Raw genomic sequence first — 25,890 nt, forward strand, 5'->3', positions numbered from 1 at the left:
GTGTCACTTACGCTTTGGCAACAGTGTCTTGCCCGTTTGCAGGATGAGCTTCCTGCCACCGAATTCAGCATGTGGATCCGTCCACTACAGGCTGAATTAAACGACAATACGCTTGCCTTGTATGCTCCTAACCGCTTCGTACTCGACTGGGTTCGGGATAAATACCTAAACAGCATTAACGCATTGCTGAACGAATTCTGCGGTGCCAATGTCCCGCTGTTGCGTTTTGAGGTGGGCACGCGTCCGGTTCAACACGCCGCAGCGGTCAGCCAGCCCGCGATGGCCAGCGTCAGTGCGCCGGCAGAGCCTGTGCCAAGCCGTCCGGCACCGACACAGATTTTACGTCCGAGCTGGGACAACGTGCCTGCTCCTGCGGATGTGACCTATCGGTCCAATGTTAACAATCGCCATAACTTCGATAACTTTGTTGAAGGTAAATCTAACCAACTGGCGCGCGCGGCGGCACGCCAGGTGGCCGATAACCCTGGCGGTGCCTACAATCCGTTGTTCCTTTATGGCGGTACTGGCCTCGGCAAAACTCACCTGCTGCACGCCGTGGGTAATGGCATCATTGCGCGTAAGCCAAATGCGAAAGTGGTTTACATGCATTCCGAGCGCTTTGTGCAGGACATGGTAAAAGCGCTGCAAAATAACGCGATTGAAGAGTTTAAGCGTTACTACCGCTCGGTTGATGCGCTGTTGATCGATGACATTCAGTTTTTTGCCAATAAAGAGCGTTCGCAGGAAGAATTTTTTCACACCTTCAATGCCCTGCTGGAAGGCAATCAACAGATCATTTTGACGTCGGATCGTTACCCCAAAGAGATCAACGGGGTTGAAGATCGACTGAAGTCACGGTTTGGCTGGGGCCTGACCGTGGCGATCGAACCGCCTGAACTGGAAACCCGCGTTGCGATCCTGATGAAAAAGGCGGACGAAAACGACATTCGTTTGCCGGGCGAAGTGGCCTTCTTTATTGCCAAGCGTTTACGTTCGAACGTGCGTGAGCTGGAAGGGGCACTGAACCGGGTGATTGCGAACGCTAACTTTACCGGTCGGGCGATTACGATCGATTTCGTTCGCGAAGCATTGCGGGATCTGCTGGCCCTGCAGGAAAAACTGGTCACTATTGATAATATTCAGAAGACCGTTGCGGAGTACTACAAAATTAAAGTCGCGGATTTGCTCTCTAAGCGCCGTTCGCGCTCAGTCGCGCGTCCGCGTCAAATGGCGATGGCGATGGCGAAAGAGCTGACCAACCACAGTTTGCCGGAAATTGGCGATGCTTTTGGCGGTCGCGACCATACCACGGTGCTTCATGCCTGCCGCAAGATTGAGCAGTTGCGTGAAGAAAGCCACGACATCAAAGAAGATTTCTCTAATCTCATCAGAACATTATCTTCGTGACGCTATGAAATTTATTGTTGAACGTGAACAGTTGCTAAAGCCGCTGCAGCAAGTCAGCGGCCCCCTTGGTGGTCGTCCGACGCTGCCGATCCTTGGCAACCTGCTGATGCAGGTGAATGACGGATCGCTGTTGCTGACCGGCACCGATTTGGAAATGGAAATGGTGGCGCGCGTGGCGCTTACTCAGGCGCACGAGCCTGGCGCAACCACCGTGCCGGCACGCAAATTTCTCGATATTTGTCGCGGCCTGCCGGAAGGCGCAGAGATCAACGTCACACTGGAAGGCGAACGGATGTTGGTGCGCTCTGGCCGCAGCCGTTTCTCGCTTTCGACCTTGCCCGCCAGCGACTTCCCCAACCTGGATGACTGGCAGAGCGAGGTGGAATTCACGCTGCCGCAGGCAACGCTGAAACGGCTTATTGAAGCCACGCAGTTTTCCATGGCGCATCAGGACGTGCGTTACTACCTGAACGGCATGATGTTTGAGACCGAAGGCGAAGAACTGCGTACGGTCGCCACCGATGGTCACCGTCTGGCCGTCTGTTCCATGCCCGTTGGCCAGGCGCTGCCCAGCCATTCGGTCATCGTGCCGCGTAAAGGGGTTATCGAGCTGTTGCGTCTGCTGGATGGCGGCGATACGCCGCTTCAGGTACAGATTGGCAGCAGTAATATCCGTGCACATGTGGGCGACTATATCTTCACCTCTAAGCTGGTGGATGGTCGCTTCCCGGATTATCGTCGTGTGTTGCCCAAGAATCCGGATAAGGTGCTGGAAGCCGGTTGCGATCTGCTGAAACAGGCGTTTGCCCGTGCTGCGATTCTGTCGAATGAGAAATTCCGTGGTGTTCGTCTGCATATCACCGAAAATCAGCTAAAAATTACCGCGAATAACCCTGAACAGGAAGAAGCGGAAGAGATGCTGGATGTCAGCTATAACGGCAGCGAGCTGGAAATTGGGTTCAACGTGAGTTACGTGCTGGACGTGCTGAATGCGCTGAAGTGCGAGAACGTCCGTTTGCTGCTGACGGATTCTGTGTCGAGTGTGCAGATTGAAGATGTCGTCAGCCCGGCGGCGGCCTATGTCGTCATGCCTATGCGCCTGTAGGCCATCGTACGCTGGCCTGCTCGCCATTCGGGTTTCGGACGGTATTGTCCGTGACCCGAGCGGCTTGTTTTTCAAAGGCACAATCCCTTTCATCCTGACTTTTGCCCTTCACGCTGGATTGATTCATGGCTTTAACCCGCCTGCTAATAAAAGATTTTCGCAATATTGAACAGGCTGACCTGGCGTTAGCGCCGGGATTTAATTTTCTGGTGGGCGCGAACGGTAGCGGCAAAACCAGCGTGCTTGAGGCGATCTATACGCTGGGCCACGGACGTGCGTTTCGCAGTTTGCAGGCGGGACGGGTAATTCGGCACGATCAGGCCGCCTTTGTGCTGCATGGCCGGCTGGAAGGCCAGGAGCGCGAGTTCTCCGTCGGGCTCAGTAAAAATCGCGCCGGGGAGAGCAAAGTCCGCATTGACGGCAGCGACGGACATAAAGTGGCCGAGTTGGCGCAGTTACTGCCGATGCAGTTGATCACGCCAGAGGGTTTTACCCTACTTAATGGCGGTCCTAAATATCGCAGAGCCTATGTAGACTGGGGCTGCTTTCACAATACGCCGGGTTTTTTTAATGCCTGGAGCAACCTGCGGCGCCTGCTCAAACAGCGCAATGCGGCATTGCGTCAGGTCACGCGCTACAGTCAGGTTCGTCCCTGGGATCAAGAACTGGTGCCGCTGGCCGAACAGATTAGCCAGTGGCGCGCCGAGTACAGTGACGCGATCTCAGCCGAGATCGTCACCACCTGCGGGCAGTTTTTACCCGAATTTGATCTGCGTTTTTCGTTCCAGCGCGGCTGGGACAAAGAGAGCGATTATGCCGAACTGCTTGAACGCAACTTTGAACGCGATCGGGCCTTAACCTACACCGCCAACGGCCCGCATAAAGCGGACTTTCGTATTCGTGCCGAAGGTACGCCGGTGGAAGATTTACTCTCACGCGGGCAGCTTAAACTGCTGATGTGTGCATTGCGTCTGGCGCAGGGCGAGTTCCTGACTAACCAGAGCGGACGCCGTTGTGTTTACCTCATTGATGACTTTGCCTCTGAACTGGACGACAGTCGCCGCCGCCTGCTGGCGGAACGACTGAAGGCGACGCAGGCTCAGGTCTTTGTCAGCGCCATCTCGTCCGAGCATGTAATCGACATGACTGACGAAAAGGGCAAGATGTTCCGCGTGGAACAGGGTAAAATAGCGGTTCAACCTAAAGATTAAATGAGCGAGAAACGTTGATGTCGAATTCTTATGACTCTTCAAGTATCAAAGTTCTGAAAGGGCTTGATGCGGTACGCAAACGCCCGGGCATGTACATCGGCGATACCGATGACGGAACCGGTCTGCATCACATGGTATTCGAGGTCGTGGATAACGCAATCGACGAAGCGCTCGCCGGTCACTGTAAAGATATCGTTGTCACCATCCATGCGGACAACTCGGTTTCCGTACAGGATGACGGACGCGGTATTCCAACCGGTATCCACGAAGAAGAAGGCGTGTCCGCGGCAGAAGTGATCATGACGGTGCTGCACGCTGGCGGTAAGTTCGACGATAACTCGTATAAAGTCTCAGGCGGCCTGCACGGCGTGGGCGTGTCTGTGGTTAACGCCCTGTCACAGAAGCTGGAGCTGACCATTCGTCGCGAAGGTAAAGTGCACCAGCAGATTTATCTGCATGGCGTGCCCGAAGCGCCGCTGGCGGTGACAGGCGATACCGACGCGACCGGTACCCGTATCCGTTTCTGGCCAAGCCATGACACGTTCACCAACGTGACCGACTTCGAATACGACATCCTGGCGAAGCGCCTGCGTGAGCTCTCTTTCCTGAACTCCGGTGTTTCCATTCGTCTGGAAGACAAACGTGACGGCAAAAACGACCATTTCCACTACGAAGGCGGGATCAAAGCGTTTGTTGAGTACCTGAACAAGAACAAAACGCCTATCCATCCGACCGTATTCTATTTCTCGACCGAAAAAGACGGCATTGGCGTGGAAGTAGCTCTGCAGTGGAACGACGGCTTCCAGGAAAACATCTACTGCTTCACTAACAACATTCCTCAGCGCGACGGTGGTACGCACCTTGCCGGTTTCCGCGCCGCGATGACGCGTACCCTGAATGCCTACATGGATAAAGAGGGATACAGCAAGAAGGCCAAAGTCAGCGCCACCGGTGATGACGCGCGTGAGGGCCTGATTGCCGTGGTGTCGGTGAAAGTGCCGGATCCAAAATTCTCTTCACAGACCAAAGACAAGCTGGTGTCTTCTGAAGTGAAATCGGCCGTTGAGCAGCAGATGAATGAACTGCTGGCGGAATATCTGCTGGAAAATCCGGGCGATGCAAAAATCGTTGTCGGCAAAATCATTGATGCCGCCCGCGCCCGTGAAGCCGCGCGCCGTGCCCGTGAAATGACCCGCCGCAAAGGTGCGCTGGATCTGGCTGGCCTGCCGGGCAAGCTGGCGGATTGTCAGGAGCGCGATCCGGCTCTGTCTGAAATCTACCTGGTGGAGGGTGACTCCGCGGGCGGTTCTGCCAAGCAAGGCCGTAACCGTAAAAACCAGGCTATTCTGCCGCTGAAAGGGAAAATTCTGAACGTTGAGAAGGCGCGTTTCGATAAGATGCTGGCGTCTCAGGAAGTGGCTACGCTGATTACCGCGCTGGGCTGCGGCATTGGCCGCGACGAATATAACCCGGATAAACTGCGCTATCACAGCATCATCATCATGACCGATGCGGACGTCGACGGCTCGCACATTCGTACACTGCTGTTGACCTTTTTCTATCGTCAGATGCCAGAAATTATTGAGCGTGGTCACGTCTACATTGCTCAGCCGCCGCTGTATAAAGTGAAAAAAGGCAAGCAGGAACAGTATATTAAAGACGATGAGGCGATGGATCAGTATCAGATCGCTATCGCCCTCGACGGAACGACGCTGCACACCAATGCCAGCGCACCGGCATTAGGTGGTGAGCCGCTTGAATCTCTGGTCGCGGACTTTAACAGCACGCAGAAGATGATCAAACGTATGGAGCGCCGTTTTCCGCTGGCGATGTTACGTGCGCTGGTCTATCACGACACGCTGAGCGATCTGAGTAATGAAGCGGCCGTTAACGCCTGGATTAACGGACTGGTGAGCTATCTGACTGAACGTGAAGCGCACGGCAGCACCTATGTGGCACACGTACGTGAAAATCGTGAGCTGAATCAGTTTGAGCCTGTTTTACGCGTACGGACCCATGGCGTGGACACGGATTATCCTCTGGACAGCGAGTTTATTATGGGGCCGGAATATCGCAAAATTTGCGCCCTGGGTGGCAAACTGCGCGGCCTGCTGGAAGAGGATGCTTACATCGAGCGCGGTGAGCGCCGTCAACCGGTATCCAGCTTCGAACAGGCGATTGAGTGGCTGGTGAAAGAATCCCGTCGTGGTCTGTCTGTACAGCGCTATAAAGGTCTGGGTGAGATGAACCCGGATCAGTTGTGGGAAACGACAATGGACCCAGACAGCCGTCGCATGCTGCGTGTCACCATTAAAGATGCGATCGCCGCCGACCAGCTGTTTACAACCCTGATGGGGGATGCCGTTGAACCACGCCGCGCCTTCATCGAAGAGAATGCGCTGAAAGCCGCTAACATCGATATCTAATCGCGCCAAAAGATGTAAAACCCTTCCTCGTGAAGGGTTTTTTTTTGCCAGATCATCGTGGAGCGAAACGTAACACGTTATGGTTCACGCGTGCTGAAAAGCGCCGATAAACTGGTCAATGTGAGCTGAATCGCGCTAGCATTGCTGCAAACCCGACACAATGAGGATGCTATGGCTATTAAACTGATCGCAATTGATATGGATGGCACGCTGCTGAATCCGCAGCACGAGATCACCGCAGGCGTAAAATCGGCACTGAACCGCGCCCGGGAAAAAGGGGTTTCCATCGTGTTGGCGACCGGCCGGCCTTATGTTGGTATTGAACGTTATTTAATGGAACTTGATCTCCATACGCCAGGTCAGTACTGCATCAGTAATAATGGCGCGCTTGTTCATCGGGCTGAAGATGGTGAAGTCGTCGCCGATGTGACGCTGGGCTTTGACGATTACATGTATGTTGAGAAGCTGGCCAGAGAACTGGGCGTGCATTTTCAGGCGTTTGATAAATCACACCTGTATACGCCAAATAAAGATATCAGCGAATTTACAATTCATGAAGCCAGCCTGACCGGCATCCCGGTACGTTATCGGGCCGTTGAAGAAATGGATCCGGCAACGCGTTTTCCAAAACTCATGATGATTGATAAACCCGCTCTGCTTGATGCGGCCATCGCCAGACTGCCTGAGCATGCGCACCAGACGTATACCATTTTGAAAAGCGCGCCCTACTATCTGGAAATTCTCGACCGTCGGGTAAACAAAGGTTATGGCGTAAAAATGCTGGCGGAGAAACTGGGTTTGCAAGCGGAAGAGGTCATGGCGATAGGCGATCAGGAAAATGATCTGGCGATGATTGAATACGCAGGGACCGGCGTCGCGATGGGCAATGCGATTGATTCTGTGAAAAAAATAGCCCAGTTTGTGACCAAAACCAATATGGAAGATGGGGTTGCGCACGCCATTGAAAAATGGGTGCTTTAATCGGTTTCTTTTATGGGTAAAACCGCGCAGACAGGTCAGTCATCTGCACGGTTTTACCCATAACATCACTGCAACTGTCAAATAACGCGCCTGCTCACGAGTGCTTTCATGCCTGAAAAACAGATTACTTTTGCTCCTCGTCATCATCAACTGACCAACATCAACGTCTGGACGCCCGACAGCCAGTGGCTGGCCTTTGATGTGCGGCCTTCCGGCGCGTCGTTCACCGGTAAGACAATTGAACGCGTTAATGTGAATACCGGCGAAGTGGAAGTGCTGTATGAGGCAACGGCGGGCGCCCATGTTGGCGTGGTGACGGTTTGTCCCACCTTACCCGAGCGCTATGTCTGTATTCATGGGCCAGAGCATCCTGACGACAACTGGCATTATGACTTTCATCATCGCCGCGGCGTGATCATTGAAGCGGGTCAGGCCGCCAGTCTGGATGCATGCGATATCACGCCGCCCTTTACGCCAGGTGCTTTGCGCGGCGGTTCTCACGTCCATGTTTTTAGTCCGGATGGCTCGCGCCTCAGCTTCACCTATAACGATCACGTGATGCACGAGCTGGATATCAGTCTTGATCTGCGCAATGTCGGCATTGCCGTCCCGTTAAAAGCAGTGAAACCAGAAAAACAGCATCCGCGCGAATATGATGGCAGCCATTTTTGTGTAGTAGTCAGTGAAACGACAGCGCACCCACAGCCGGGCAGCGATCAAATCAATCGGGCCTATGAAGAGTGCTGGATTGGTCATCAGGGCTATGAAAAGCCGGACGGCAGCCGTCAACGCTGGGCCATCGCCTTTATTGGCGACACGCTTTCCGCGGCAGGAGACAAGCATCCCGAGGTATTTGTCGTCGATTTGCCAGAGGCACTGGAAGCCTATGCCAAACCCGGCCGCTCACCGCTGGAAGGGGACAGCCACCATCTACCTGCGCCACCAGCGGGGGTTCAACAGCGACGGTTAACCTATAGCAAGGGACTGGCGCAGCAACCTCGCCACTGGTTACGTAGCTCACCCGATGGCAGCGCTATCGCCTTTTTGATGGCGGACAGCCAGCAGGTGATTCAATTATGGTGGGTATCGCCTAACGGCGGTGAACCGCGTCAGATAACGCGGCTGAACCACAGCATTCAGTCTGCATTTAGCTGGCATCCTCGTGGTGAAGCCATTGCCTTTATTTGCGACAACAGCGTGATGCTGTGTCACTGGCAAACGGGAGAGTGCGAACGCTTAACCGCCCGCACCGGGTCGGCACCGTCCGGGGATGCGGTGGTCTGGTCACCGGATGGAAAAAAGATCGCTTTTATGCGGGAAAAAGAGGGCTGGCAGCACCTGTTTACTGTGACGGTTGCATAGCGGGCATGGGCTGAGCATGCGCCAGATTCTCCTCGGTGTGGGCCAGCTTTTCACTCTGAAGCACGCGGGCGCGCGGCGAATCCAGGGCTTTATCCTTGTCGCTGCGATAGTAATCCCAGGGCAGTAACAGCGTATCCATGACGGCAGAAAAAGGCAGATCAACCAGCGCCAGGGGCTTTAGCGCCCAGCTGGCCTGACTGTCCGTCAGAATGTCGGCACTGGCACGTGTGCCCGGATAGTAGCCCTGACTTGCACCGGTATGCGTCATGACGCTGGAACATCCACCGGAAGCGACTGCGCAACACATCACGCCAGCCAACGGTAACCTTTTCATCATTTTCATATGTCGTCCCTTCGATTCTGGCACCTGATTGCGTGAGCGCACCAGCGTACCCTCTCAGTCATGAAGTCCGTTCTGGTCCGGCAATTTACCCTTGAGTGTATGCCATTTCGCCAGTTTGGCGAAAAAAATCACGCATCGGGTCTTGAAAGACTGGCGTCTGCACCCATTTTCTAAACAAGGTCGTTAAGGCTGCCGCCGAAAGGGGCAATGCGGTCCTGCACAACCTGTCCAATAGTGGAAGGTTGCCAAAACTTGCTGACATTCAGGAGTCTTTTTATGCGTAACTTTGATCTGTCTCCCCTTTATCGCTCTGCCATCGGATTTGATCGCCTGTTCAACCTGCTTGAGTCCAATCAAAATCAGAGCAACGGTGGTTATCCCCCTTACAATGTTGAACTGGTTGATGAGAACCATTACCGCATCACTATCGCGGTAGCCGGTTTTGCTCAGAGTGAACTGGATATTACGGCCCACGACAACGTGCTCATCGTGCGTGGTGCGCATCCGGAAGAGCAGACAGAACGTAAATATCTCTATCAGGGCATCGCCGAGCGTAATTTCGAGCGTAAATTCCAGCTGGCTGACCATATCGTCGTGCGCGACGCGCGCCTGGAAAATGGTCTGCTGAGCATCGATCTTGAGCGTTTGATTCCTGAAGAAGCGAAACCACGCCGGATTGAAATTTTAAAATAAAGCGGCCGTGACGGCTGAGTAAACATGAGAACGGTCACAGCATACAGGTTGTGGCCGTTTTTTTATGACCGCGACAAGCAGATTGATGCGGATGCGGCGAAGCGATCGGTGATGGCCTGATGGTAAGAAAACGAAAAGCATCAGGTCGCGTTGACAAACGCAGGCTTCACCTGTCCCGCGCCTTCTTTTGCAGGTTCAGATCAATGCTGAATCTGTGCCAGATCTGCTTCACTCAACCCGGTCATTTTCATCACGGTTGTTCTGTCCAGGCCATGCTGAAGCATAGTGCGCGCAACCTCGCGTTTACCTTCATTGCGGCCTTCACGTAAACCGGTCTGAATTCCCTGCTTAATTCCCTTATCAAAGCCCTTCTGCATACCTTTTTGTTCAAGCTGCTGTGCAATGGTCATAAGCGTGTCTCCGTGTTGCGGCACCCGCAGGGCCAGTTCCTGAATAAAAGCCTCGACGTCTGGGGTTTCACCCGCCTGCACAATGTAGTGCACCAACGATACAATCTGTGATGACGAAAGATAACCGGACAGCAGCACAGGGACAAGTCTGTCCATCAGATTTGCGAGATCGCGCTGATGGATGTGCTTTTGCAGCAGCGTCAGTGCCGCCATGCTGCGATGTTCCACAATCTCATCGTCAGGCATTACCGTAATATCAACCAGAGGGAAGCAAGTACTGTAGAGCCTGCGAGCCAGTGCCGGATGCGTAAAATCATCCAGCCAGCAGGTGGAATAAGGATAGGGTCTGCGTTTACCCATATAAAACAGCACCGGTATCACCAGCGGCAGCGTTTTATAGCCGGCATCCAGGTGGCGCTTCATGGCCGCGACCGCGTAGCGAAGAAGCCTGAACGCCATATGCCTGTCAGGTGAAGACTGATGTTCGATCAGGACGTACATATAGCCCTCACCCGCTGTCGTTTTGAGACTATACAGCACATCACTGAAATACTGCCGGAGATCGGCTTCAACAAAGGAACCGGACGCCAGTTTTAACGTCCGTAAGTCGCAAATCGCGCGCAGATCTGCGGGAAGATGAATTTCCATGAAATCGCGGGCAATGTCAGGTTGGGTGAGAAACTGACGAAAGGTTGCATCATGTGGTGTTGGCGTTGCGTTTTTCTTCTTCATCATTGCTGGCCCGGTTATAAAGCACACGGGCGAAAGTCGTGATGAGTGAAAAGAGATGTCTGGCCGCCCTGGCAATGCGGATACTTCCATGCATCCGCATTGCTGTCCAGGCGGAGGTTTTATTCTGCGAGCGGGCTGCCAAAGCCAGCCCGAAAACGCGCGCATGCACAGGCATTTACGAAAAGGTAGTCACGTCGGGCACGTCAGTTTGACGAGTGGTAAGCGCTAATGTTGCGGCTGCCTGAGCCAGCGCTGACCAATCACGCCACCAAACATATTGACCAGCAGCCCGACAATGATGATTACAGCACCCACAATCTGCTGGCGTGATAAGGTTTCCCCCAGCACCAGGGCTGCCGAAACAATCCCAACAACAGGCACCAGCAGGGAAAGCGGTGCCACACGCCAGGTTTCATAACGGCTAAGCAACGTACTCCAGATGCCGTAACCCATAATGGTCGCCACAAAGGCCAGGTAAATCAGCGCCATCACCGTCTGTAGATCAATGTGCGTCAGACTGGTAATGATTGCCGACCGGCCTTCAAACAGCAGCGAACAGGCAAAGAAAGGAACGACGGGCACCAGCGCGCTCCAGACCACCAGCGACATAACCGGTACGGGATAATGCCGGGTGATGATTTTATTGGTGATATTCCCCAGTCCCCAGGAAAACGCCGCCGCCAGCATAAGCATCATAGTGGTCAGTGTTATGCCGGCGGCGCTCTGGCCAGCCATGCCGGAGGTGGCTAATAAAAAAATGCCTGAGGTGGCAATCAGCATGCCCGCAATGTGATTCCAGCGCAGCTTTTCGGCCAGAAACAGCGCCCCAAGCAGCAGCGTAAAGAACGCCTGCGCCTGTAATATCAGCGAAGCAAGGCCTGCAGGCATACCCAGTTTGATGGCCAAAAACAGAAACGCAAACTGCCCAAAACTGATGGTCATGCCGTAAAGTAAAAGCCACTTTACTGGCACAGCAGGACGGCGCACCAGTAAAAGGGCAGGAAAGGCAACCAGTGCAAAACGCAATCCCGCCAGCAAAAAGGGAGGCATGTTATGCAGACCCAGTTTTATGACAACAAAGTTCACGCCCCACGCAATCACTACACACAGGGCTAACAGCCAGTCTTTTCCCGACACCGCACTCTCCTTTTGCCCGCGCTGGCCCGCACGGCCATATGCGCATCACGTCTGTTAATAATGCAAAATGCCTTTGCGATCGGGTTAAGGCAGCGTTGCGCTTCATCAAGGCCGGCCGGATAGAGACGACGCCTTGTTGCCCGATCGGGTCTGTAGATTTAACTGTCGCGCCAGGCGAGCTCCACTTCTTCAGCCAGAATCTGTATGGCGCGCTCAATGTTTTCCGCATCCGGTACATAATTCATGCGCATGCACTGGTGCGTGTGCGGCCAGTCATGCTCCAGACCCGGAAAGAAAAAGTGGCCCGGCACCATCAGCACGCCCCGAGCTTTAAGCCGCTGGTACAGCAACTCCGTACTGATCGGTAAATCCCGGAACCACAGCCAGAGAAAAATTGCCCCCTCCGGTTTATGGATCAGACAGCGCTCCGCCGATAAGTAGCGGCGAATAAGGGTGATCGTTTGCATCACCTTGTGCTGATAAAAAGGTTTAATCACTTCTTCAGACAAGCGCAGCAGATCGCCACGTTGAATCATTTCGCTGGCAATGGCCGGGCCAATACTGCCCGGTGCCAGGCTGATGATGCCGTTCATGTTACCGATCGCGGTAATCGTGCTCTCATCGGCGATGATAATCCCGCAACGTGCGCCTGGCAGACCGAGTTTGGATAAACTCATGCAGAGAATGATATTGGGGTTCCACAGCGGCCGCACATCACTAAAAATAATGCCGGGAAATGGCACACCATAAGAATTGTCGATAAGTAACGGCACCTCATGCTGCTGCGCCAGCGCATCCAGTTGCAGAAGTTCGTCATCCGTAATGACATTGCCGGTTGGATTGGTCGGGCGCGATACGCAAATCAGCCCCACATCGTCATTCATGGGGAGATGTTCAAAATCGACGTGATACTTGAACTGCCCTTCCGGTAATAACTCTATGTTGGGCCTGGCAGAAATAAAGAGGTCTTCATCCAGGCCCGCATCAGCGTAACCCAGGTACTCTGGAGCCAGAGGAAACAGCACCCGTTTTTTACTGCCGTCACTGCGCCGCCCCGCGAACAGGTTGAAGAGATAAAAAAATGCGCTCTGACTGCCGTTAGTCAGCGCGATATTTTGCGCAGTGACAGACCAACCGCACTGCTCACGTAGCATTGCCGCCAGGGCATCCAGCAGCACGGCTTTACCGCGTGGACCATCGTAATTGCATAAGGCCTCACTCAGTTTGCCCTCGTCGTGCATCTGCTGCAGCAACTGCTGAAAATAATCGTTCATTGCCGGGATCTGTGCGGGGTTGCCGCCGCCAAGCATGATCGTGCCGGGCGTACGCAGGCCTGCGCCCATGTCTTCCATCAGACGTGAGATGCCGGAATGTTGAGTAAACTTGTCGCCGAACTGAGAAAAAGCCATAGCGGTTAAAAATTTGTAATAAAGAATGGGATAACCACCATAACGCCCGCTCCCGGCGGGCGCAATGGGCAGCCGCAGGATTACTTCAGCACCTGAGGATTCACGCAGTTCTTTTCAACCTTGCCGCTCAGGGCGGCAATGAGATTTTCTACCGCGTCCTGCATCATCCCATAGCGGGTTTCGTGGGTTGCAGAGCCAATGTGCGGCAACGTAACAACATTCGGTAACGACAGCAGCGGCGAGTCAGTCGGCAGCGGCTCTTTTTCGAAAACATCCAGCCCGGCGGCGTGGATCGTGCCCTCTTGTAGCGCGGTAATCAGGGCATTTTCATCTACCACTGGCCCACGGCCCGCGTTGATCAGCACCGCACTGGGCTTCATCATCGCCAGCTGTTCTGCGCCAATTAAATGATGCGTTTCTTCGGTAAGCGGCAGGCTGATGCAAACGAAATCGCTTTCTTTGAGCAGCGTTTCCAGCTCACACCGGCGGGCTGCAAACTGCGATTCGGCCTGGTCGTGCTGACGGCGCGCATTGTAGAGAATGTTCATGCCGAATCCGAAGTGCGCACGCTGGGCCAGCGCCATACCGATGCGTCCCATACCAAGAATTCCCATCGTCTTATGGTGCACATCCATGCCAAACCGGTCCGGACCAATACTTTTTTGCCAGTTGCCAGCTTTCACCCAGGCATCCAGCTCCGGTATACGTCTTGCCGTACTGAGAACCAGCACCATGATGGTGTCGGCCACCGTTTCCGTCAGTACCGTTGGCGTGTGCATCAGCACTACCCCTCGCTGATTCAGGGCATCCACATCAAAGTTGTCATAGCCGACAGAAACGCTGGAACAGGCGCGCAGTGCGGGCATTTTGGCCAGCAACTCGCCGTTGACTTTTCCGCCCGATCCCAGCATTCCTTCGGCCTGTTGCAGTGCCTGCGCATGTTGCTGCTGGCTTTCGGATGATAAATCGTTGATTTCGGTGATCGTGGCATAGTCTGCGAGACGCGCACGGAGATCGTCAGGCAATTTTTTATAAAGAATGACGGCGGGTTTCATCAGATAGCTTCCTGTAAATAAATGACGGGCAACACAAAGGTCGCCCGGAGAAGATGCTAACGCTTACGCTTTCAGGCCGGTTTCGCGCCTTGTAGCGGAGGCGCCTTATTTTGTGCGGGTTTGACGATAAGCGTCAGGACCACGGACAGCAGTAGTGCGCCACCCATAAAAATATAGGAGGCCGAAGGACTGCCGGTTGCCCCGTTCAGATAACCCACAATCCAGGAGCCGATAAACGAGCCCAACGCCCCCATACTGTTGATAAGCGCCATTGCGCCGCCGGAAACATTGCGGGGCAGCATTTCCGGAATAATGGCAAAGAACGGGCCATAAGGCGCGTACATCGCGGCACCGGCGACGACTAACAATGTATAAGACAGCCAAAAATTGCCCGAACCTACCATGTACGAACCGAGGAAGGCGAAGGCACCCACCAGCAACAGTGGCCAGACAAACAGTTTACGGTTTTGCGTTTTGTCCGATGCCCAGGACACCACCACCATCGCAATCGTGGCTGCCAGATAAGGCACAGCCGATAACCAGCCCGCTTCCACCATGCCCATTTGTGTACCGTTGCGCAAAATTGAAGGCAGCCACAGGACAAAACCGTAAACGCCAATACTCCAGGCAAAGTACTGCATACAGAGAATGATCACGTTACGATTGCGAAAGGCTTCGCCGTAGTTGCGCACTGCTTTGATGCTTTCTTGCTCTTTTTGCAGCGCGGCCTGTAGCGCGGCTTTTTCTGCATCGCTCATCCAGCGCGCTTGCGCAGGCTTATCCTGTACCATAAACCACCAGGCAATGGCCCAGATCACCGCAGGAATGCCTTCGAAGATAAACATTTCCCGCCAGCCAAACGCTTCTATCAGATACCCTGAAACCACGGACATCCACAGGACCGTGACGGGATTACCGAGAATTAAAAAGGTGTTTGCCCGCGAGCGCTCAGATTTTGTAAACCAGTTACTGATGTAAATCAGCATAGCAGGCATTACCGCAGCCTCGACAACCCCCAGCACAAAGCGAATCGCCGCCAGCACAGGGATGTTGCTGACAACGCCGGTGAGTGAAGCACAGCCGCCCCACAACAGCAGGCACCAGAAGATCAGTTTTTTTACACTGCGGCGCTCCGCATAGATCGCCCCAGGGATTTGAAAAAAGAAATACCCCAGAAAGAACAACGCACCCAGCAGGGAAGACATTCCTTTGGTAATGCCCAGATCGTCATTGATGCCAGCGGCGGATGCGAAGCTAAAATTTGCCCGATCCAGATAGGCAAGACTGTAGGTGATAAACACGATGGGCATAATGAACCACCAGCGTTTAGGCGCGATAATCTGCGTTTTCATCGGGAACTCCTCTGTTTCTGTTTGCGGGCCGGGCTACACATCACCTAACTGCTGACGCGTCGGCAAACCTTCGCTGTCACCACTCACCTGAATCGCCAGTGAACCAATTTTGTTCCCCCGGCGAATCGCCTCTATCAGTGGTTTCCCTTCCAGCAATGCACTTATGACTCCCACGGCAAACCCATCTCCGGCCCCGACCGTGTCCACAACCTGATCAACTTTGATTGCCGCCACCTGGCCCTGCTCACCCCCGGCTGTCTTATACCAGGCGCCCTCGCCGCCGGTTTTAATCACCACCGCTTTTACCCCTTTATCGAGATAAAAATCGGCAATATCCTGCGGTTGGCGATAGCCGGTTAAGATGTAACCCTCTTTTTCACCGGGCAGTACCCAGTCTGCGTATTCCGCTAACAGATTGAGCTGCTTACGCATTTCCTCTTCGCTGCGCCACAGCACCGGACGCAGATTAGGATCAAAGGAAATTGTTTTACCCCGCGCCCGCATCTCTTTCGCAGCATGCCTGGTCAGCTCAAGCGAACTGTCTGATATTGCTGCCGCCACGCCGCTCAGATGCAAATGGCGTGCAGAGCCAAAATAATCGTGGTCAAAATCCTCGGGTGACAGATGACTGGCAGCGGAGCCTTTGCGGAAATATTCCACGAGCGGATCGGAACCATCATCCACTTTAGATTTAAGCTGAAAGCCCGTGGGATAGCGCGGATCGACGGTCACCTGACGATGGTCGATATTTTCTTTATCCAGCACCTGACAAATAAAACGACCAAACGCGTCCTGTCCAATACGGCTCACCCAGCCTACTTTCAGCCCGAGGCGTGCCAGACCGATGGCGACATTCAGTTCTGCACCTGCGGCGCGTTTGATAAATGTTTCTACTGCAGCCAAATCACCCGTTTCGCGGGCGACAAACATGGCCATGGCTTCGCCGATCGTGATGACATCAAGCGTACCGTTAGGATGAGTCGTCATTTTTACTCCTCAGACATTACGCAGCAGCGTCACATAATGGCGCGTAACCGCAATCAGATTGTCGCCTTCCAGCGGAAATTCAATACCGCGAGGGGCTCTCGCCGGTAGCCGATGCAACAGGTCTTGCCAGCCCGGTCCGGCATCGTCGAGCGCAATAGCGCGATAGCTTTTCCCCTGCGGCACCGCTGATTTGACGTGCACGTAACCCACCTGGTCGGTCAGCAGGACTGCGGCCTGCTCCGGGTTTTCGCCTGTCCAGTGCCAGTTCCCCATATCGAAAGTCATGCCAATCGGCAATGCCGCCTCACGGGCAGCGTTAAAAAAGCGCAGCATCGGTTGCAGTTTGCCGTGCACTGTCTGGTCATTTTCCACGGTCAGCGGCACGCCATATTCCGCAATCAGCATGCGCAGTGTTTCGCTGTACAGAGCCCCCGTAAAATTGCCCAGCGCCACCTTTAGTCTCTGCGCGTTTAGTTGACGAGCTTCGGTAAAATAACGCGTCAGCAAAGGGTTCAGCTTGCCGTCCTCACTGAACAAGGTATCGGGTACAGAATAGCTGGCGCGCAGCCGGTGCTGATCAATGGCCAGCGCCAGCGCGGGCAGGTCATCGAAAGTCGTGTCATCGAACAATTCGCGACGGATTTCCACACCGTCCGCACCAGCCTTCTGAATGATCGGTAAGAGCGCCCTTTGTCCGCCCAGCGCAGCAATCTGTTGATATCCATAAGCCGCCGTGACGACGATAATTTCGGGCTCCATTGCGGACTCCTGAGGGGGAAAATCGGTATTAACGTTATAAAAACGTTAAATGGAACCGGTTCCAAAGCAAAGTAGCAAAATGCGGAATTATGATCGTGCTCACGAAGCGAGCACGTAAGTGAAGGGAACAATCTGAAAATTAGCGAAGACGCTGGCTTGATCCCCGGACAATCAGTTCACCCGAAAAAACCTGCTCACAGGGAGGATGATCGTGGCCTTCGATACGCGAAATCAGGCGCTCCAGCGCATGGTAGCCAATCTGCCAGGTGGGCTGTTTAAGCGTGGTAATCCCGACACCTGCCAGCGCCGCCCACTCCAGCTCATCAAACCCCAATAGACCCATATCGCTTCCCCAGTGCAAATTTAGACGCTGAAGGGAACGGGCCACCTGTAAGGTCAGCGCACCGTTTGCCACCATAACTGCGCAACGCCTGTCTGCATGACGCTGACAGAAGTCATGCAAGACGGTATCCATCACATCGGGCTGATGCAGCGAGACTTCTGCATTTTCATGGAGGATGGCCGGATGCGCAGCCAGACGCTGGCGAAACGCCTGCAGGCGCTCACGACGGGTATTCACGCTGCCTAAGGGTTCACTCAAAAACAGCAGCGCCTCATAACCGTTATCAATTAAGTGATCGGTGGCCGTTTCTGCCGCTTCAGCATTATTCAGGCCCACCACATCACAGGGAAAATCGGGGATTTTTCGGTCAATCAGCACCATCGGCAGCAAAGATTGCTGCAGCCGGCTCAGTACCTTTTCATGCATACCTACCGCGTTAACGACAATGCCTTCAACCTGATAGCTACTCAGCAACTGCAAATAATGCTGTTCAAGATCGACTTCATTGTTGGTGTTACACATAAGCAATGTAAAGCCGCAGGCACGACAGGCCGCTTCAATGCCGCACATAACGTCCACGGAATAGGGATTGGTGATATCGGCAATGATTAACCCGATTAGCCGGGTTCGCCCCCGTTTAAGCCCGCGCGCCATCTGGCTTGGCCGATAGTTAAGATCGCTAATTGCCTGTTCAATGCGCGCTTTTAAGTCGGGAGAAAGCACATGCTGTTCGCCGTTAAGATAACGCGAGACGCTGGTTTTCCCGGTTTTTGCCGCGCGGGCAACATCGCTAATAGTGGCGCGAGAAGGCCTGATTTTCATAGAATATTCCGCAAATTACGCATGCCGCGAGACTACCACAGGCGTCCGGCATGGCAAACACGTTAGCGCTGTGCGGGCAGTTGCAGACTGGGTTGCCACAAGACCTGTAGCCGGGCCAGCGGTGCGCCGTCCAGTAACTGCATCACCATGGTCGCAAGCTGTTCGCCTCTTTCCTGCTCACTGGCCTGACGAATCGCAATAACCGGAAAATCAATGATGGCGTCAACCGGGAGTCCATCCCAGGCCATCAAAGTGATGGCATCCTTACCCTGCAGTCGTCCTGCCTGCTGAAGCGCCATTAACGCGCCTTCGGCCAGCGTACTGCTATCAGTAATAATGGCCTGAGGTTGTAGTCCTTCAGCCAGCCAGGCGGAGACTTGTTGATACCCTGCGCGGCGCGAGGGAGCAACCGCCGCAGTGGCATAAGGTGGTACGGAATCCAGGGCGTTCAGGTAGCTCTGACGGCGATCGCGAACAAACGTACAGCGTTCGTTTCCCCCGAGAAAGGCGATGCGCTGCATGCCCTGGGTCAGGCAGTGTTTTACCGCCAGCGCGGAACCTGCGGCGTTATCGACATCAAACCAGGCATGATTTTGCTGTGCATCAGTGCGCCCCAGCGAGAGAAAATTAAAGCCCTTCTGCTGTAGGCAGCGCAGGCGTTCGTCCTGCGGCAAGGTGTGCGTGATGATTAGCGCATCGACCACGCGACTGCGTAGCATACGCATCAGTGAACGCTGTCCGTCACAGGGTTTATCCGTCAGCAACAGCAGGTCGATATCATAGTGGGAAAGACGCTGGTCCAGCACCAGTAATATCTTATTGAAATGGATATCGCTGAGGGGCGGGGCGCTCATCGGGTAGACGACGCCGACCGCGTTAGCGCGTCCGGTTTTTAAACGCCGGGCAGCTACATTAGGACGGTAGCCACGTCGCCGGGCTTCTTCTTCCACGCGCTGACGTGTGTGTTTTGCTACATCCTCATACCCATTCAGGGCGCGACTCACGGTGGTTACTGAGAGCCCCAGGACTGACGCAATGGCTTTAAGTGACATGATGCGTTATCCATTGTTCAATTTGAACCATGCTGGCATAAAGCGTTAACTGGCACTGTGTACAGGCACCAACTGGAAACCTTACCGAGTTTATTGTCTAAAAATTGTCGAATAACTGACAGTAGCATGTCTTTCGCCCCCAGTGACAGGGGGCGAAATGATCAATTTAACGGGCTCAGCGTAATTTCAACCCGGCGGTTTTGGGCTTTGCCTGCTTCAGTACTGTTGGTCGCAATGGGGCTGTCGGGGCCGACACCCTGCGTATGCAGACGGTCAGCCGCCACGCCCTGTACGATCAAGGCGCTGGCCACGCTTTCTGCGCGCTGCTGTGACAGGCGCATATTCAATGCGCGCGAACCCGTACTATCCGTATGCCCCACCACGTTTACGGCCGTTTTCGGATACTCTTTTAGTACCATTGCGACGCCGGTCAGGGTATTGGCACCGGCTGGCTTCAGACTGCTGCTGCTGGAATCGAAGGTCACATTGTTTGGCATATTCAACACAATATTGTCGCCCTGTCGCGTCACACTGACGCCCGTACCCTTCATTTTATCGCGCAGTTTGGCTTCCTGAACATCCATGTAATACCCCACACCGCCGCCTAAGGCTGCGCCGCTGGCGGCACCGATGAGTGCCCCTTTACCCCGATCTTTCTTCGAGGATGAAAGCACGCCCACACCGGCGCCGACTAATGCACCAAGACCTGCCCCCACGCCGGATTTTCCGGCCTGCGACTCGCCGGTATAGGGATTCGTGGTACAACCGGATATCACCAGGCTACCGCTGATTAATAACGAGATGGCAATCAATTTTTTCTGCATTATGTGTCCCTTGGGTTTCTCTAATCGGGGCGCCCCGGCCCCTTACTGGCCCTGATTATGCCGCGTAAAAGTGAGGGAAATCCTGAGACAATGTCTTATTTTGTAAAGGAGCGGTGTTAAATGTTATCAGGATGGCAAAAGCAGTTGGTTTGGTGATCGTTAATCAGGCCGCAGGCTTGCATAAAGGAGTAACAAATTGTCGGACCGATGAATTTGAAACCACGCGTCTTTAATGCTTTAGAGAGTGCTATAGCCTGCGGAGAGGTGGTCGGGCTCTGTTTGTAATCCGCATAGTGGTGAACAATTGGCTGGTTATCGACGAACTGCCAGACGAAATGGGCAAAATCTTCCCCTTCCGCCTCCATCGCCAGCATCGCTCTGGCGTTGGCAATAATCGCCGCAATTTTACCCGGGTGACGGATGATGCCGCTGTTTTGCATAAGTTGGACAACGTCCTGATCGTTCATCAATGCCACCGCCTGCGGATCAAACTGGTGAAAGGCCGCGCGGTAATTCTCGCGCTTTTTCAGCACCGTAATCCAGGATAACCCGGCCTGTTGACCTTCCAGACACAGCATTTCAAACAGCGCCAGTTTATCTCTCTGCGCACGGCCCCACTCATTGTCATGGTAAGCCAGATAGAGGGGATCCTGCGTAACCCAGCCGCATCGTTGCATCATGGTATTCCTTTATAAAGCGCCAGTTTGTTGACCGATGGTAGAGGGAAACCGCCACCATTTGAACCCGCCACATGACAAAATGCGAGGCGGCTTCCATAGTCACCACCAAATCCGTAAAGCATTGAAAGCGAAGGCAGCCCCACGCCAGGCGAATACAATGATAACGATAGTCATTTTCAGGTCATTCCATGCGTAACGAAGTCATTCTTATCGGCCGTGAAATCACGGTATTCCTTTTTGCCTCCCTGTTTATCACCTTCATGCTTGTCCCCCTCTATATGGATGTGGTGTGGATGGATAACGCGCTGCACGAAGCCTCTTTTACTGAAACCACACAGGAACTGTTGTTAGTTAGTCTCGCCGGCGCATTTTATATTGCCGCACGACACCGTCCCGACCAGTGCGGTGGATTAACCTTAATAGCCGGTTTTTACAGCTGTATGCTTATCCGCGAGCTGGATTTCTTCTTCGATCTTGTTCGTCACGGCAGTTGGGTGTGGTTTGCACTGGCGACCGCACTGGCGAGTTTCGCCGTCGCCATGCGTACTCCCAGGCAGACGCTCCGTACGCTGGCGAACCTGCTGCACCATAACCGTTGGCCCGTGATGGCGACCGGACTGATGATTGTGCTGGTTTTCTCACGTCTGTTTGGCATGAACACCCTCTGGCAACACCTGATGCCCGATCATTACAACCGCGGGGTAAAAAACATGGCCGAAGAAGGGGTAGAGCTGCTGGGATACAGGCCGGTCTGCGCTATCTGTGGCAAACCCGGCCGTGAACGCGCAAGTCTCTGTCCGCCCCACGGTTGCATAACAGGCGCTCGCCGGGGAGATCGCCGGCAACGCTTTTTCAGCGATCCCGCGCCTTAAAAAAGGTACAATATGCCCTTCTGCACCGCGACAGGTGATCCGGTGTTGGGTGTAAGTTAACCGCAGGTCTTTTCATGTCAGTCAAAATCTTAACGTCAACGCTAATCGGTCTGGAGGCTTTCCGTCAGGACCCGCAGAGCGCCTTACAGCAGGCTGAAGACGGCATGCTGGCGGTGCTGGATAATTACACGCCAGTGATGTATGCCCTCACTCCCGCGCGTCTTGCACAGTTATTAGCCCTTGAAGCCGCCGCTCAGCAACCCAGTGATGTGGCGCTGGATGACAGTCTGTATGACGATGTTTCTGCTACGCTGCATAAACCCGTCGGCAAGTTTGCCATGTATGACGGCTGGCAGCCTGACGCCGACTTTACCCGCCAGGCAGCAATCTGGGGCGTCGCGCTCAGCGAGCCGGTGACGGCGGCAGAGCTGGCCGCCTTTGTGGCTTACTGGCAGGCCGAAGGCCGCCTTTTTCATCATGTACAGTGGCAACAGAAGCTGGCGCGTAGCCTGCAGATGAACCGCGCCGCCAATGGCGGACAGCCGCGTCGCGATATTACGCAGATCAGCAGTACTGACTACGATATTCCCGATGGTTTCCGAGGTGAGTAATGAAAACGCCCAACGATCTGTTTAACCGTCTGAAAAGAATGATGCCAGCAGGAACCCGTCCCAAATTCACTAATGGTGAAGAGTTGCTGGCCTGGAACCAGGAACAGGGGCGGTTGCGTTCAGAAGCGATTGTGCGAGAAAACCGCGCGATGAAAATGCAGCGTATCATGGGGCGTTCTGGGATTCGTGATCTGCATATTAACTGCTCATTCGACAACTACCGCGTCGAGAATGAAGGTCAGCGCAAAGCCCTGGAGCAGGCGCGCCAGTATGCTGCTAATTTTGAAGGAAACATTGCCAGTTTTGTCTTTGCAGGTCGGCCGGGCACAGGGAAAAATCATCTGGCTGCCGCCATCGGTAACGATCTGATTTTGCGTGGCAAGAGCGTGCTTATCGTGACTGTCGCGGATCTGATGTCCAGCATGAAAGGAACGTTCAGCGGCAGCAGTGATATCACCGAAGAGCGACTGATTCAGGATCTGAGCAGCGTGGATTTGCTGGTCATTGATGAGATTGGTATGCAGAGTGAATCGCGCTACGAAAAAGTGATTATTAACCAGATTGTTGACCGCCGCTCGTCATCTAAACGTCCGACGGGGATGCTCACCAATCTCGATCCCACCGGCATGAACGCCCTGTTAGGTGAACGCGTGATGGATCGTATGCGTTTAGGTAACAGCCTGTGGGTGCGCTTCGACTGGGAAAGCTATCGCAGCCGCGTCCGGGGTGACGAATACTGATGTTGCTGCCCGCTGAAGCGGGCGGTAGGGTTACTCCCCAGTTGCATGATCGTGTGGCCTGGCCCCCATTTCTGACGTAATCCCCTTATTCAGAGGACATTGCTATTTGGCAGCCCTCTCTGCCCAATGCTAAGTTTTCATTAGACATCAAACTAATAAGACTTCGTTGGCGGTGGGCGTTCCCTCGCCGCTGTGCACCTCTGGGGTAAGCCGTCATGAGAGCAACTGGCAAAGGGCCTGCATTGATGCGGCTGAATAATCAAAAGCGCGTAATGGCTCAACTGCGTCAGCTGCGCATCACATCGCGCCAGGATCTGGCGCAGGTACTGGCGCTCAGCAAAAATACCGTTTCGCAGATTATTGATGATCTGCTGGAAAACGGTTGGGTTCAGGAACTAGGTAAAGCCAGCGTTTCTTCGGCTGGCCGTCCTAAAATTCACATTACCCTGCGCCCGGAAAAGCTGGTCAGTGCCGGTATCATGGTGGAAAAAAACCTGATTCACTGGCAGATCTGCGATTACTTTTCACAACCGCTTGCCGAACAGACAATACGGACGGACACCAGTAAACCTGGCCCGATCCTGGCTGAAATCGGCGCCTTGTGCGAAAAACTGATGGAAGCCTGGCCAGGGCTGCTGGGAATTGGGCTGGGGTTTCCCGGTGTCGTCGATTCACGGCGAGGCTGGATGCATTTATCGACCCACCTGGGCTGGCAGAATGTTGACCTGGCCAGTGATCTGCGCAAACAGATCGCCTTGCCGATTCGGATTATGAATAACGTCAGGGCCGCTGCGCTGCTGTCTGTGCAACAGCTCAATCTGCCCGCCGAAAGCGGGCATTTTTATTTGCGCATTGCGGAAGGCATTGGCGGCGCGCTGGTGCAGCATGGCGTGGTTTTCACCGGCAACAGCTGGACCGCTGGTGAAGCAGGACATCTTACCGTCCAGCCAAATGGCCCTCGCTGTAGCTGTAATCGACAGGGTTGTCTGGAGGCGATGATCAGCAAACCTGCCATTAACCAACAGCTTGCCCAGCGTCAGCCGGGATTAACCTGGCACAGTCGTGACAGCGCACCGAATGTCGTAAATGAAGTGATGCAGCTGGCAGGCAACTATCTGGGCATCGCGCTCAGCCAAATCATGTTATTACTGAATCCTGCCACGATCATCATTGACTGTCCCTGGAGCATCAGCCCGACCTTTTGCCAGGCCGTGCTCAATCAGACGCAGGCCAACAAACTGGCGTTTATTGCGGCCCATACGCAGGTACATTTTCTGCAATCGCATCTGGCCCCGGCAACCGGGCTGGCGCTGGCCATTATCGAACAGATGGAGCAGCGTCTCGAGTAACAGGCCACTGAGCGTGGCCCGGTGGCTTAGCGCTGGCGAAAATCGGGAATAACCAGATCGCCACGCATTACTGAGGAATGTAACACGCTCTGCGTCTGTTGATTCAGTGCCTTCACAATACGCGCGGCCATGGCATCCATTGAATATGAGATAGCCGGAATCGTCGGGATACCGGGCAGATCCAGCGTGCCGGCCAGACTAAAGACCATAATGTCTTTTGGCACCTGCTTATTGAACGCCTGCAACTGAGGAATCACTTTTTGTGCCTGCTGTTCATCGGCCACCAGCAATGCATTGAAATTGAGCGTGGAGGCATTGTTCAGAAGTTCCTGCAACGCCACTGAAGAAGATGGCGTGTCCATAAAGACCAGATTACGGTTAAAAGGCAGGAAATTTTTTTCCAGGGCATGTTTATAGCCCAGCAGAACCTGATCGGCAAAGCCCATGCCCTCGGGATGAATCAGAGCAATTTGACGACGATTTTGACTGATAAGATAGTTACAGGCCGTTTCCGCTGCAAAAGCATGATCACGCTGGATACTGTTCACTTCTTCGCCGGATTCCAGACAATCCACCAGCATCACGTTTGGCTGACGCAGGTTTAACGGAAAGCGCGCGCCGATAATTAAGACGTCATCACATAACCCACAGGTCAACTCACTGAGGCAGGTCATCACGTCCGCTTTCGTGTTGGCGAAACGAAGTAACAGGTGTTTTTGATGCTGACTGAAATGTTTCTCCAGCGCATAAAGGTAACCCGTCGTCTGATTGATATTTTCCTGCGCACAAATAACACCGATACAGCCCGTAGACTGACTCAGTAGTGACTGGGCGATGACATTTGGACGATAATTCAGTTCATCCACCGCTTTTAACACCGCAGCCCGACTGGCCTCTTTCACCCCACGTGACCCACTCAACACGCGCGATACGGTGGCTTTTGACACGCCAGCCAGTCGCGATACATCGTTGATAGTAGACATCATTTTCCCCTAACAGAACCAAACGGCTCCCTGAAAACTGACCGAAACGGCGGCTTAATTTTTCGCCACAGGCAGTATAGCGTTTTCATTTTTTCATGGAAACCGATTTTCCGTTTCTACTCAATAATGATTTTTACCGCTTAATTTAGTGATCTGAATCGTAATTAAACACCCGTTATCAGCCAGAGCATGATGCCTGTCACACTTCCTTTTGCGACAAATGGAAACCGGTTTCCATATCGTAT

Annotated in this window: 23 protein-coding genes and 1 pseudogene; 11 read left to right on the plus strand and 13 right to left on the minus strand. The window is 53.9% G+C overall.

Annotation, left to right across the window (positions count from 1 at the left end; genetic code table 11):
- The 6 genes from dnaA (at position 1) to C1N59_RS00030 (ending at position 8,492) form a co-directional block, all read left to right on the plus strand.
- Positions 1–1,407, plus strand: a complete 1,407-nt coding sequence (gene dnaA / locus C1N59_RS00005; RefSeq protein WP_006121378.1) for a chromosomal replication initiator protein DnaA — start codon at positions 1–3, stop codon at positions 1,405–1,407.
- Between the two features lie 4 nt (positions 1,408–1,411).
- Positions 1,412–2,512, plus strand: coding sequence for a DNA polymerase III subunit beta (dnaN, locus tag C1N59_RS00010; RefSeq protein ID WP_006121377.1), 1,101 nt, complete (start codon positions 1,412–1,414; stop codon positions 2,510–2,512).
- A gap of 125 nt (positions 2,513–2,637) precedes the next feature.
- Entirely contained in the window at positions 2,638–3,723 is a 1,086-nt protein-coding gene (gene recF, locus C1N59_RS00015) for a DNA replication/repair protein RecF (protein WP_394550139.1), read from the plus strand.
- 17 nt (positions 3,724–3,740) lie between these two features.
- A complete protein-coding gene (gyrB, locus tag C1N59_RS00020) occupies positions 3,741–6,149 on the plus strand; it encodes a DNA topoisomerase (ATP-hydrolyzing) subunit B (protein WP_006121375.1) in 2,409 nt (802 codons plus the stop codon).
- 171 nt (positions 6,150–6,320) lie between these two features.
- Entirely contained in the window at positions 6,321–7,130 is an 810-nt protein-coding gene (gene yidA / locus C1N59_RS00025) for a sugar-phosphatase (protein WP_006121374.1), read from the plus strand.
- Positions 7,131–7,238: 108 nt separating this feature from the next.
- Positions 7,239–8,492: a DUF3748 domain-containing protein gene (locus C1N59_RS00030; protein WP_110268666.1), complete on the plus strand. Its 1,254-nt coding sequence runs from the start codon at positions 7,239–7,241 to the stop codon at positions 8,490–8,492.
- Here the strand turns inward: C1N59_RS00030 and C1N59_RS00035 are convergent.
- Positions 8,473–8,835 (minus strand): YceK/YidQ family lipoprotein, encoded by a 363-nt coding sequence (locus tag C1N59_RS00035; RefSeq protein ID WP_006121372.1) that lies wholly within the window; start codon positions 8,833–8,835, stop codon positions 8,473–8,475. The two genes, C1N59_RS00030 and C1N59_RS00035, sit on opposite strands and share 20 nt — an antisense overlap.
- Positions 8,836–9,111: 276 nt before the next feature.
- Between C1N59_RS00035 and ibpA the strand changes: the two genes are divergently transcribed.
- Positions 9,112–9,528: a small heat shock chaperone IbpA gene (gene ibpA, locus C1N59_RS00040; protein WP_006121371.1), complete on the plus strand. Its 417-nt coding sequence runs from the start codon at positions 9,112–9,114 to the stop codon at positions 9,526–9,528.
- A 200-nt stretch (positions 9,529–9,728) separates the two neighbouring features.
- On the opposite strand, the gene C1N59_RS00045 is transcribed toward ibpA, so the two are convergent.
- The 11 genes from C1N59_RS00045 to C1N59_RS00095 all read right to left on the minus strand — a co-directional run bounded on the left by C1N59_RS00045 (position 9,729) and on the right by C1N59_RS00095 (position 21,087).
- Positions 9,729–10,670, minus strand: coding sequence for an Rpn family recombination-promoting nuclease/putative transposase (locus C1N59_RS00045; protein WP_394550930.1), 942 nt, complete (start codon positions 10,668–10,670; stop codon positions 9,729–9,731).
- A 225-nt stretch (positions 10,671–10,895) separates the two neighbouring features.
- Positions 10,896–11,807, minus strand: a complete 912-nt coding sequence (locus C1N59_RS00050; RefSeq protein ID WP_058701535.1) for an EamA family transporter — start codon at positions 11,805–11,807, stop codon at positions 10,896–10,898.
- Positions 11,808–11,965: 158 nt separating this feature from the next.
- Complete coding sequence (locus tag C1N59_RS00055; protein ID WP_394550140.1) at positions 11,966–13,216, minus strand: valine--pyruvate transaminase; 1,251 nt, start codon at positions 13,214–13,216, stop codon at positions 11,966–11,968.
- An 80-nt stretch (positions 13,217–13,296) separates the two neighbouring features.
- Positions 13,297–14,271: a glyoxylate/hydroxypyruvate reductase GhrB gene (ghrB, locus tag C1N59_RS00060; RefSeq protein ID WP_394550141.1), complete on the minus strand. Its 975-nt coding sequence runs from the start codon at positions 14,269–14,271 to the stop codon at positions 13,297–13,299.
- Positions 14,272–14,342: 71 nt separating this feature from the next.
- Positions 14,343–15,623 (minus strand): MFS transporter, encoded by a 1,281-nt coding sequence (locus C1N59_RS00065; protein ID WP_039339172.1) that lies wholly within the window; start codon positions 15,621–15,623, stop codon positions 14,343–14,345.
- 33 nt (positions 15,624–15,656) lie between these two features.
- Entirely contained in the window at positions 15,657–16,610 is a 954-nt protein-coding gene (locus tag C1N59_RS00070; RefSeq protein WP_039339171.1) for a sugar kinase, read from the minus strand.
- Between the two features lie 9 nt (positions 16,611–16,619).
- Positions 16,620–17,369: a sugar phosphate isomerase/epimerase family protein gene (locus C1N59_RS00075; RefSeq protein WP_394550142.1), complete on the minus strand. Its 750-nt coding sequence runs from the start codon at positions 17,367–17,369 to the stop codon at positions 16,620–16,622.
- Positions 17,370–17,508: 139 nt separating this feature from the next.
- A complete protein-coding gene (locus C1N59_RS00080; RefSeq protein WP_394550143.1) occupies positions 17,509–18,534 on the minus strand; it encodes a LacI family DNA-binding transcriptional regulator in 1,026 nt (341 codons plus the stop codon).
- Between the two features lie 62 nt (positions 18,535–18,596).
- The gene (locus tag C1N59_RS00085; protein ID WP_394550144.1) at positions 18,597–19,586 is read right to left on the minus strand and encodes a LacI family DNA-binding transcriptional regulator; all 990 of its coding nucleotides are present in this window, start codon (positions 19,584–19,586) and stop codon (positions 18,597–18,599) included.
- Between the two features lie 161 nt (positions 19,587–19,747).
- Positions 19,748–20,410 (minus strand): OmpA family lipoprotein, encoded by a 663-nt coding sequence (locus C1N59_RS00090; protein ID WP_006121355.1) that lies wholly within the window; start codon positions 20,408–20,410, stop codon positions 19,748–19,750.
- Positions 20,411–20,526: 116 nt separating this feature from the next.
- Positions 20,527–21,087 (minus strand): DNA-3-methyladenine glycosylase I, encoded by a 561-nt coding sequence (locus C1N59_RS00095; protein WP_033737277.1) that lies wholly within the window; start codon positions 21,085–21,087, stop codon positions 20,527–20,529.
- Positions 21,088–21,278: 191 nt separating this feature from the next.
- Between C1N59_RS00095 and C1N59_RS00100 the strand changes: the two are divergent.
- From C1N59_RS00100 to C1N59_RS00115, 4 genes and pseudogenes are all read left to right on the plus strand, one after another.
- Positions 21,279–21,871 (plus strand): annotated as a pseudogene (locus C1N59_RS00100) (hypothetical protein).
- A gap of 165 nt (positions 21,872–22,036) precedes the next feature.
- Positions 22,037–22,573 (plus strand): primosomal protein DnaT, encoded by a 537-nt coding sequence (gene dnaT / locus C1N59_RS00105; protein ID WP_006121358.1) that lies wholly within the window; start codon positions 22,037–22,039, stop codon positions 22,571–22,573.
- The gene (dnaC, locus tag C1N59_RS00110) at positions 22,573–23,313 is read left to right on the plus strand and encodes a DNA replication protein DnaC (RefSeq protein ID WP_006121359.1); all 741 of its coding nucleotides are present in this window, start codon (positions 22,573–22,575) and stop codon (positions 23,311–23,313) included. The genes dnaT and dnaC overlap by 1 nt, the downstream gene beginning before the upstream one ends.
- A 215-nt stretch (positions 23,314–23,528) precedes the next feature.
- Positions 23,529–24,662 (plus strand): ROK family transcriptional regulator, encoded by a 1,134-nt coding sequence (locus C1N59_RS00115; protein ID WP_058708572.1) that lies wholly within the window; start codon positions 23,529–23,531, stop codon positions 24,660–24,662.
- A 26-nt stretch (positions 24,663–24,688) separates the two neighbouring features.
- Here the strand turns inward: C1N59_RS00115 and C1N59_RS00120 are convergent, their stop codons facing one another.
- Entirely contained in the window at positions 24,689–25,645 is a 957-nt protein-coding gene (locus C1N59_RS00120; protein ID WP_054688619.1) for a LacI family DNA-binding transcriptional regulator, read from the minus strand.
- Positions 25,646–25,890: the final 245 nt, after the last annotated feature.

The organism is Pantoea sp. SGAir0183 (genome assembly GCF_043545505.1).

Bases quoted from the DNA above. Each gene is read 5' to 3' on its own strand.
- dnaN (WP_006121377.1), top strand. From the start codon at position 1,412: ATGAAATTTATTGTTGAACGTGAACAGTTGCTAAAGCCGCTGCAGCAA.
- recF (WP_394550139.1), top strand. From the start codon at position 2,638: ATGGCTTTAACCCGCCTGCTAATAAAAGATTTTCGCAATATTGAACAG.
- gyrB (WP_006121375.1), top strand. From the start codon at position 3,741: ATGTCGAATTCTTATGACTCTTCAAGTATCAAAGTTCTGAAAGGGCTT.
- yidA (WP_006121374.1), top strand. From the start codon at position 6,321: ATGGCTATTAAACTGATCGCAATTGATATGGATGGCACGCTGCTGAAT.
- C1N59_RS00030 (WP_110268666.1), top strand. From the start codon at position 7,239: ATGCCTGAAAAACAGATTACTTTTGCTCCTCGTCATCATCAACTGACC.
- C1N59_RS00035 (WP_006121372.1), bottom strand. From the start codon at position 8,835: ATGAAAATGATGAAAAGGTTACCGTTGGCTGGCGTGATGTGTTGCGCA.
- ibpA (WP_006121371.1), top strand. From the start codon at position 9,112: ATGCGTAACTTTGATCTGTCTCCCCTTTATCGCTCTGCCATCGGATTT.
- C1N59_RS00045 (WP_394550930.1), bottom strand. From the start codon at position 10,670: ATGAAGAAGAAAAACGCAACGCCAACACCACATGATGCAACCTTTCGT.
- C1N59_RS00055 (WP_394550140.1), bottom strand. From the start codon at position 13,216: ATGGCTTTTTCTCAGTTCGGCGACAAGTTTACTCAACATTCCGGCATC.
- ghrB (WP_394550141.1), bottom strand. From the start codon at position 14,271: ATGAAACCCGCCGTCATTCTTTATAAAAAATTGCCTGACGATCTCCGT.
- C1N59_RS00065 (WP_039339172.1), bottom strand. From the start codon at position 15,623: ATGAAAACGCAGATTATCGCGCCTAAACGCTGGTGGTTCATTATGCCC.
- C1N59_RS00070 (WP_039339171.1), bottom strand. From the start codon at position 16,610: ATGACGACTCATCCTAACGGTACGCTTGATGTCATCACGATCGGCGAA.
- C1N59_RS00075 (WP_394550142.1), bottom strand. From the start codon at position 17,369: ATGGAGCCCGAAATTATCGTCGTCACGGCGGCTTATGGATATCAACAG.
- C1N59_RS00080 (WP_394550143.1), bottom strand. From the start codon at position 18,534: ATGAAAATCAGGCCTTCTCGCGCCACTATTAGCGATGTTGCCCGCGCG.
- C1N59_RS00085 (WP_394550144.1), bottom strand. From the start codon at position 19,586: ATGTCACTTAAAGCCATTGCGTCAGTCCTGGGGCTCTCAGTAACCACC.
- C1N59_RS00090 (WP_006121355.1), bottom strand. From the start codon at position 20,410: ATGCAGAAAAAATTGATTGCCATCTCGTTATTAATCAGCGGTAGCCTG.
- C1N59_RS00095 (WP_033737277.1), bottom strand. From the start codon at position 21,087: ATGCAACGATGCGGCTGGGTTACGCAGGATCCCCTCTATCTGGCTTAC.
- dnaT (WP_006121358.1), top strand. From the start codon at position 22,037: ATGTCAGTCAAAATCTTAACGTCAACGCTAATCGGTCTGGAGGCTTTC.
- dnaC (WP_006121359.1), top strand. From the start codon at position 22,573: ATGAAAACGCCCAACGATCTGTTTAACCGTCTGAAAAGAATGATGCCA.
- C1N59_RS00115 (WP_058708572.1), top strand. From the start codon at position 23,529: ATGAGAGCAACTGGCAAAGGGCCTGCATTGATGCGGCTGAATAATCAA.
- C1N59_RS00120 (WP_054688619.1), bottom strand. From the start codon at position 25,645: ATGTCTACTATCAACGATGTATCGCGACTGGCTGGCGTGTCAAAAGCC.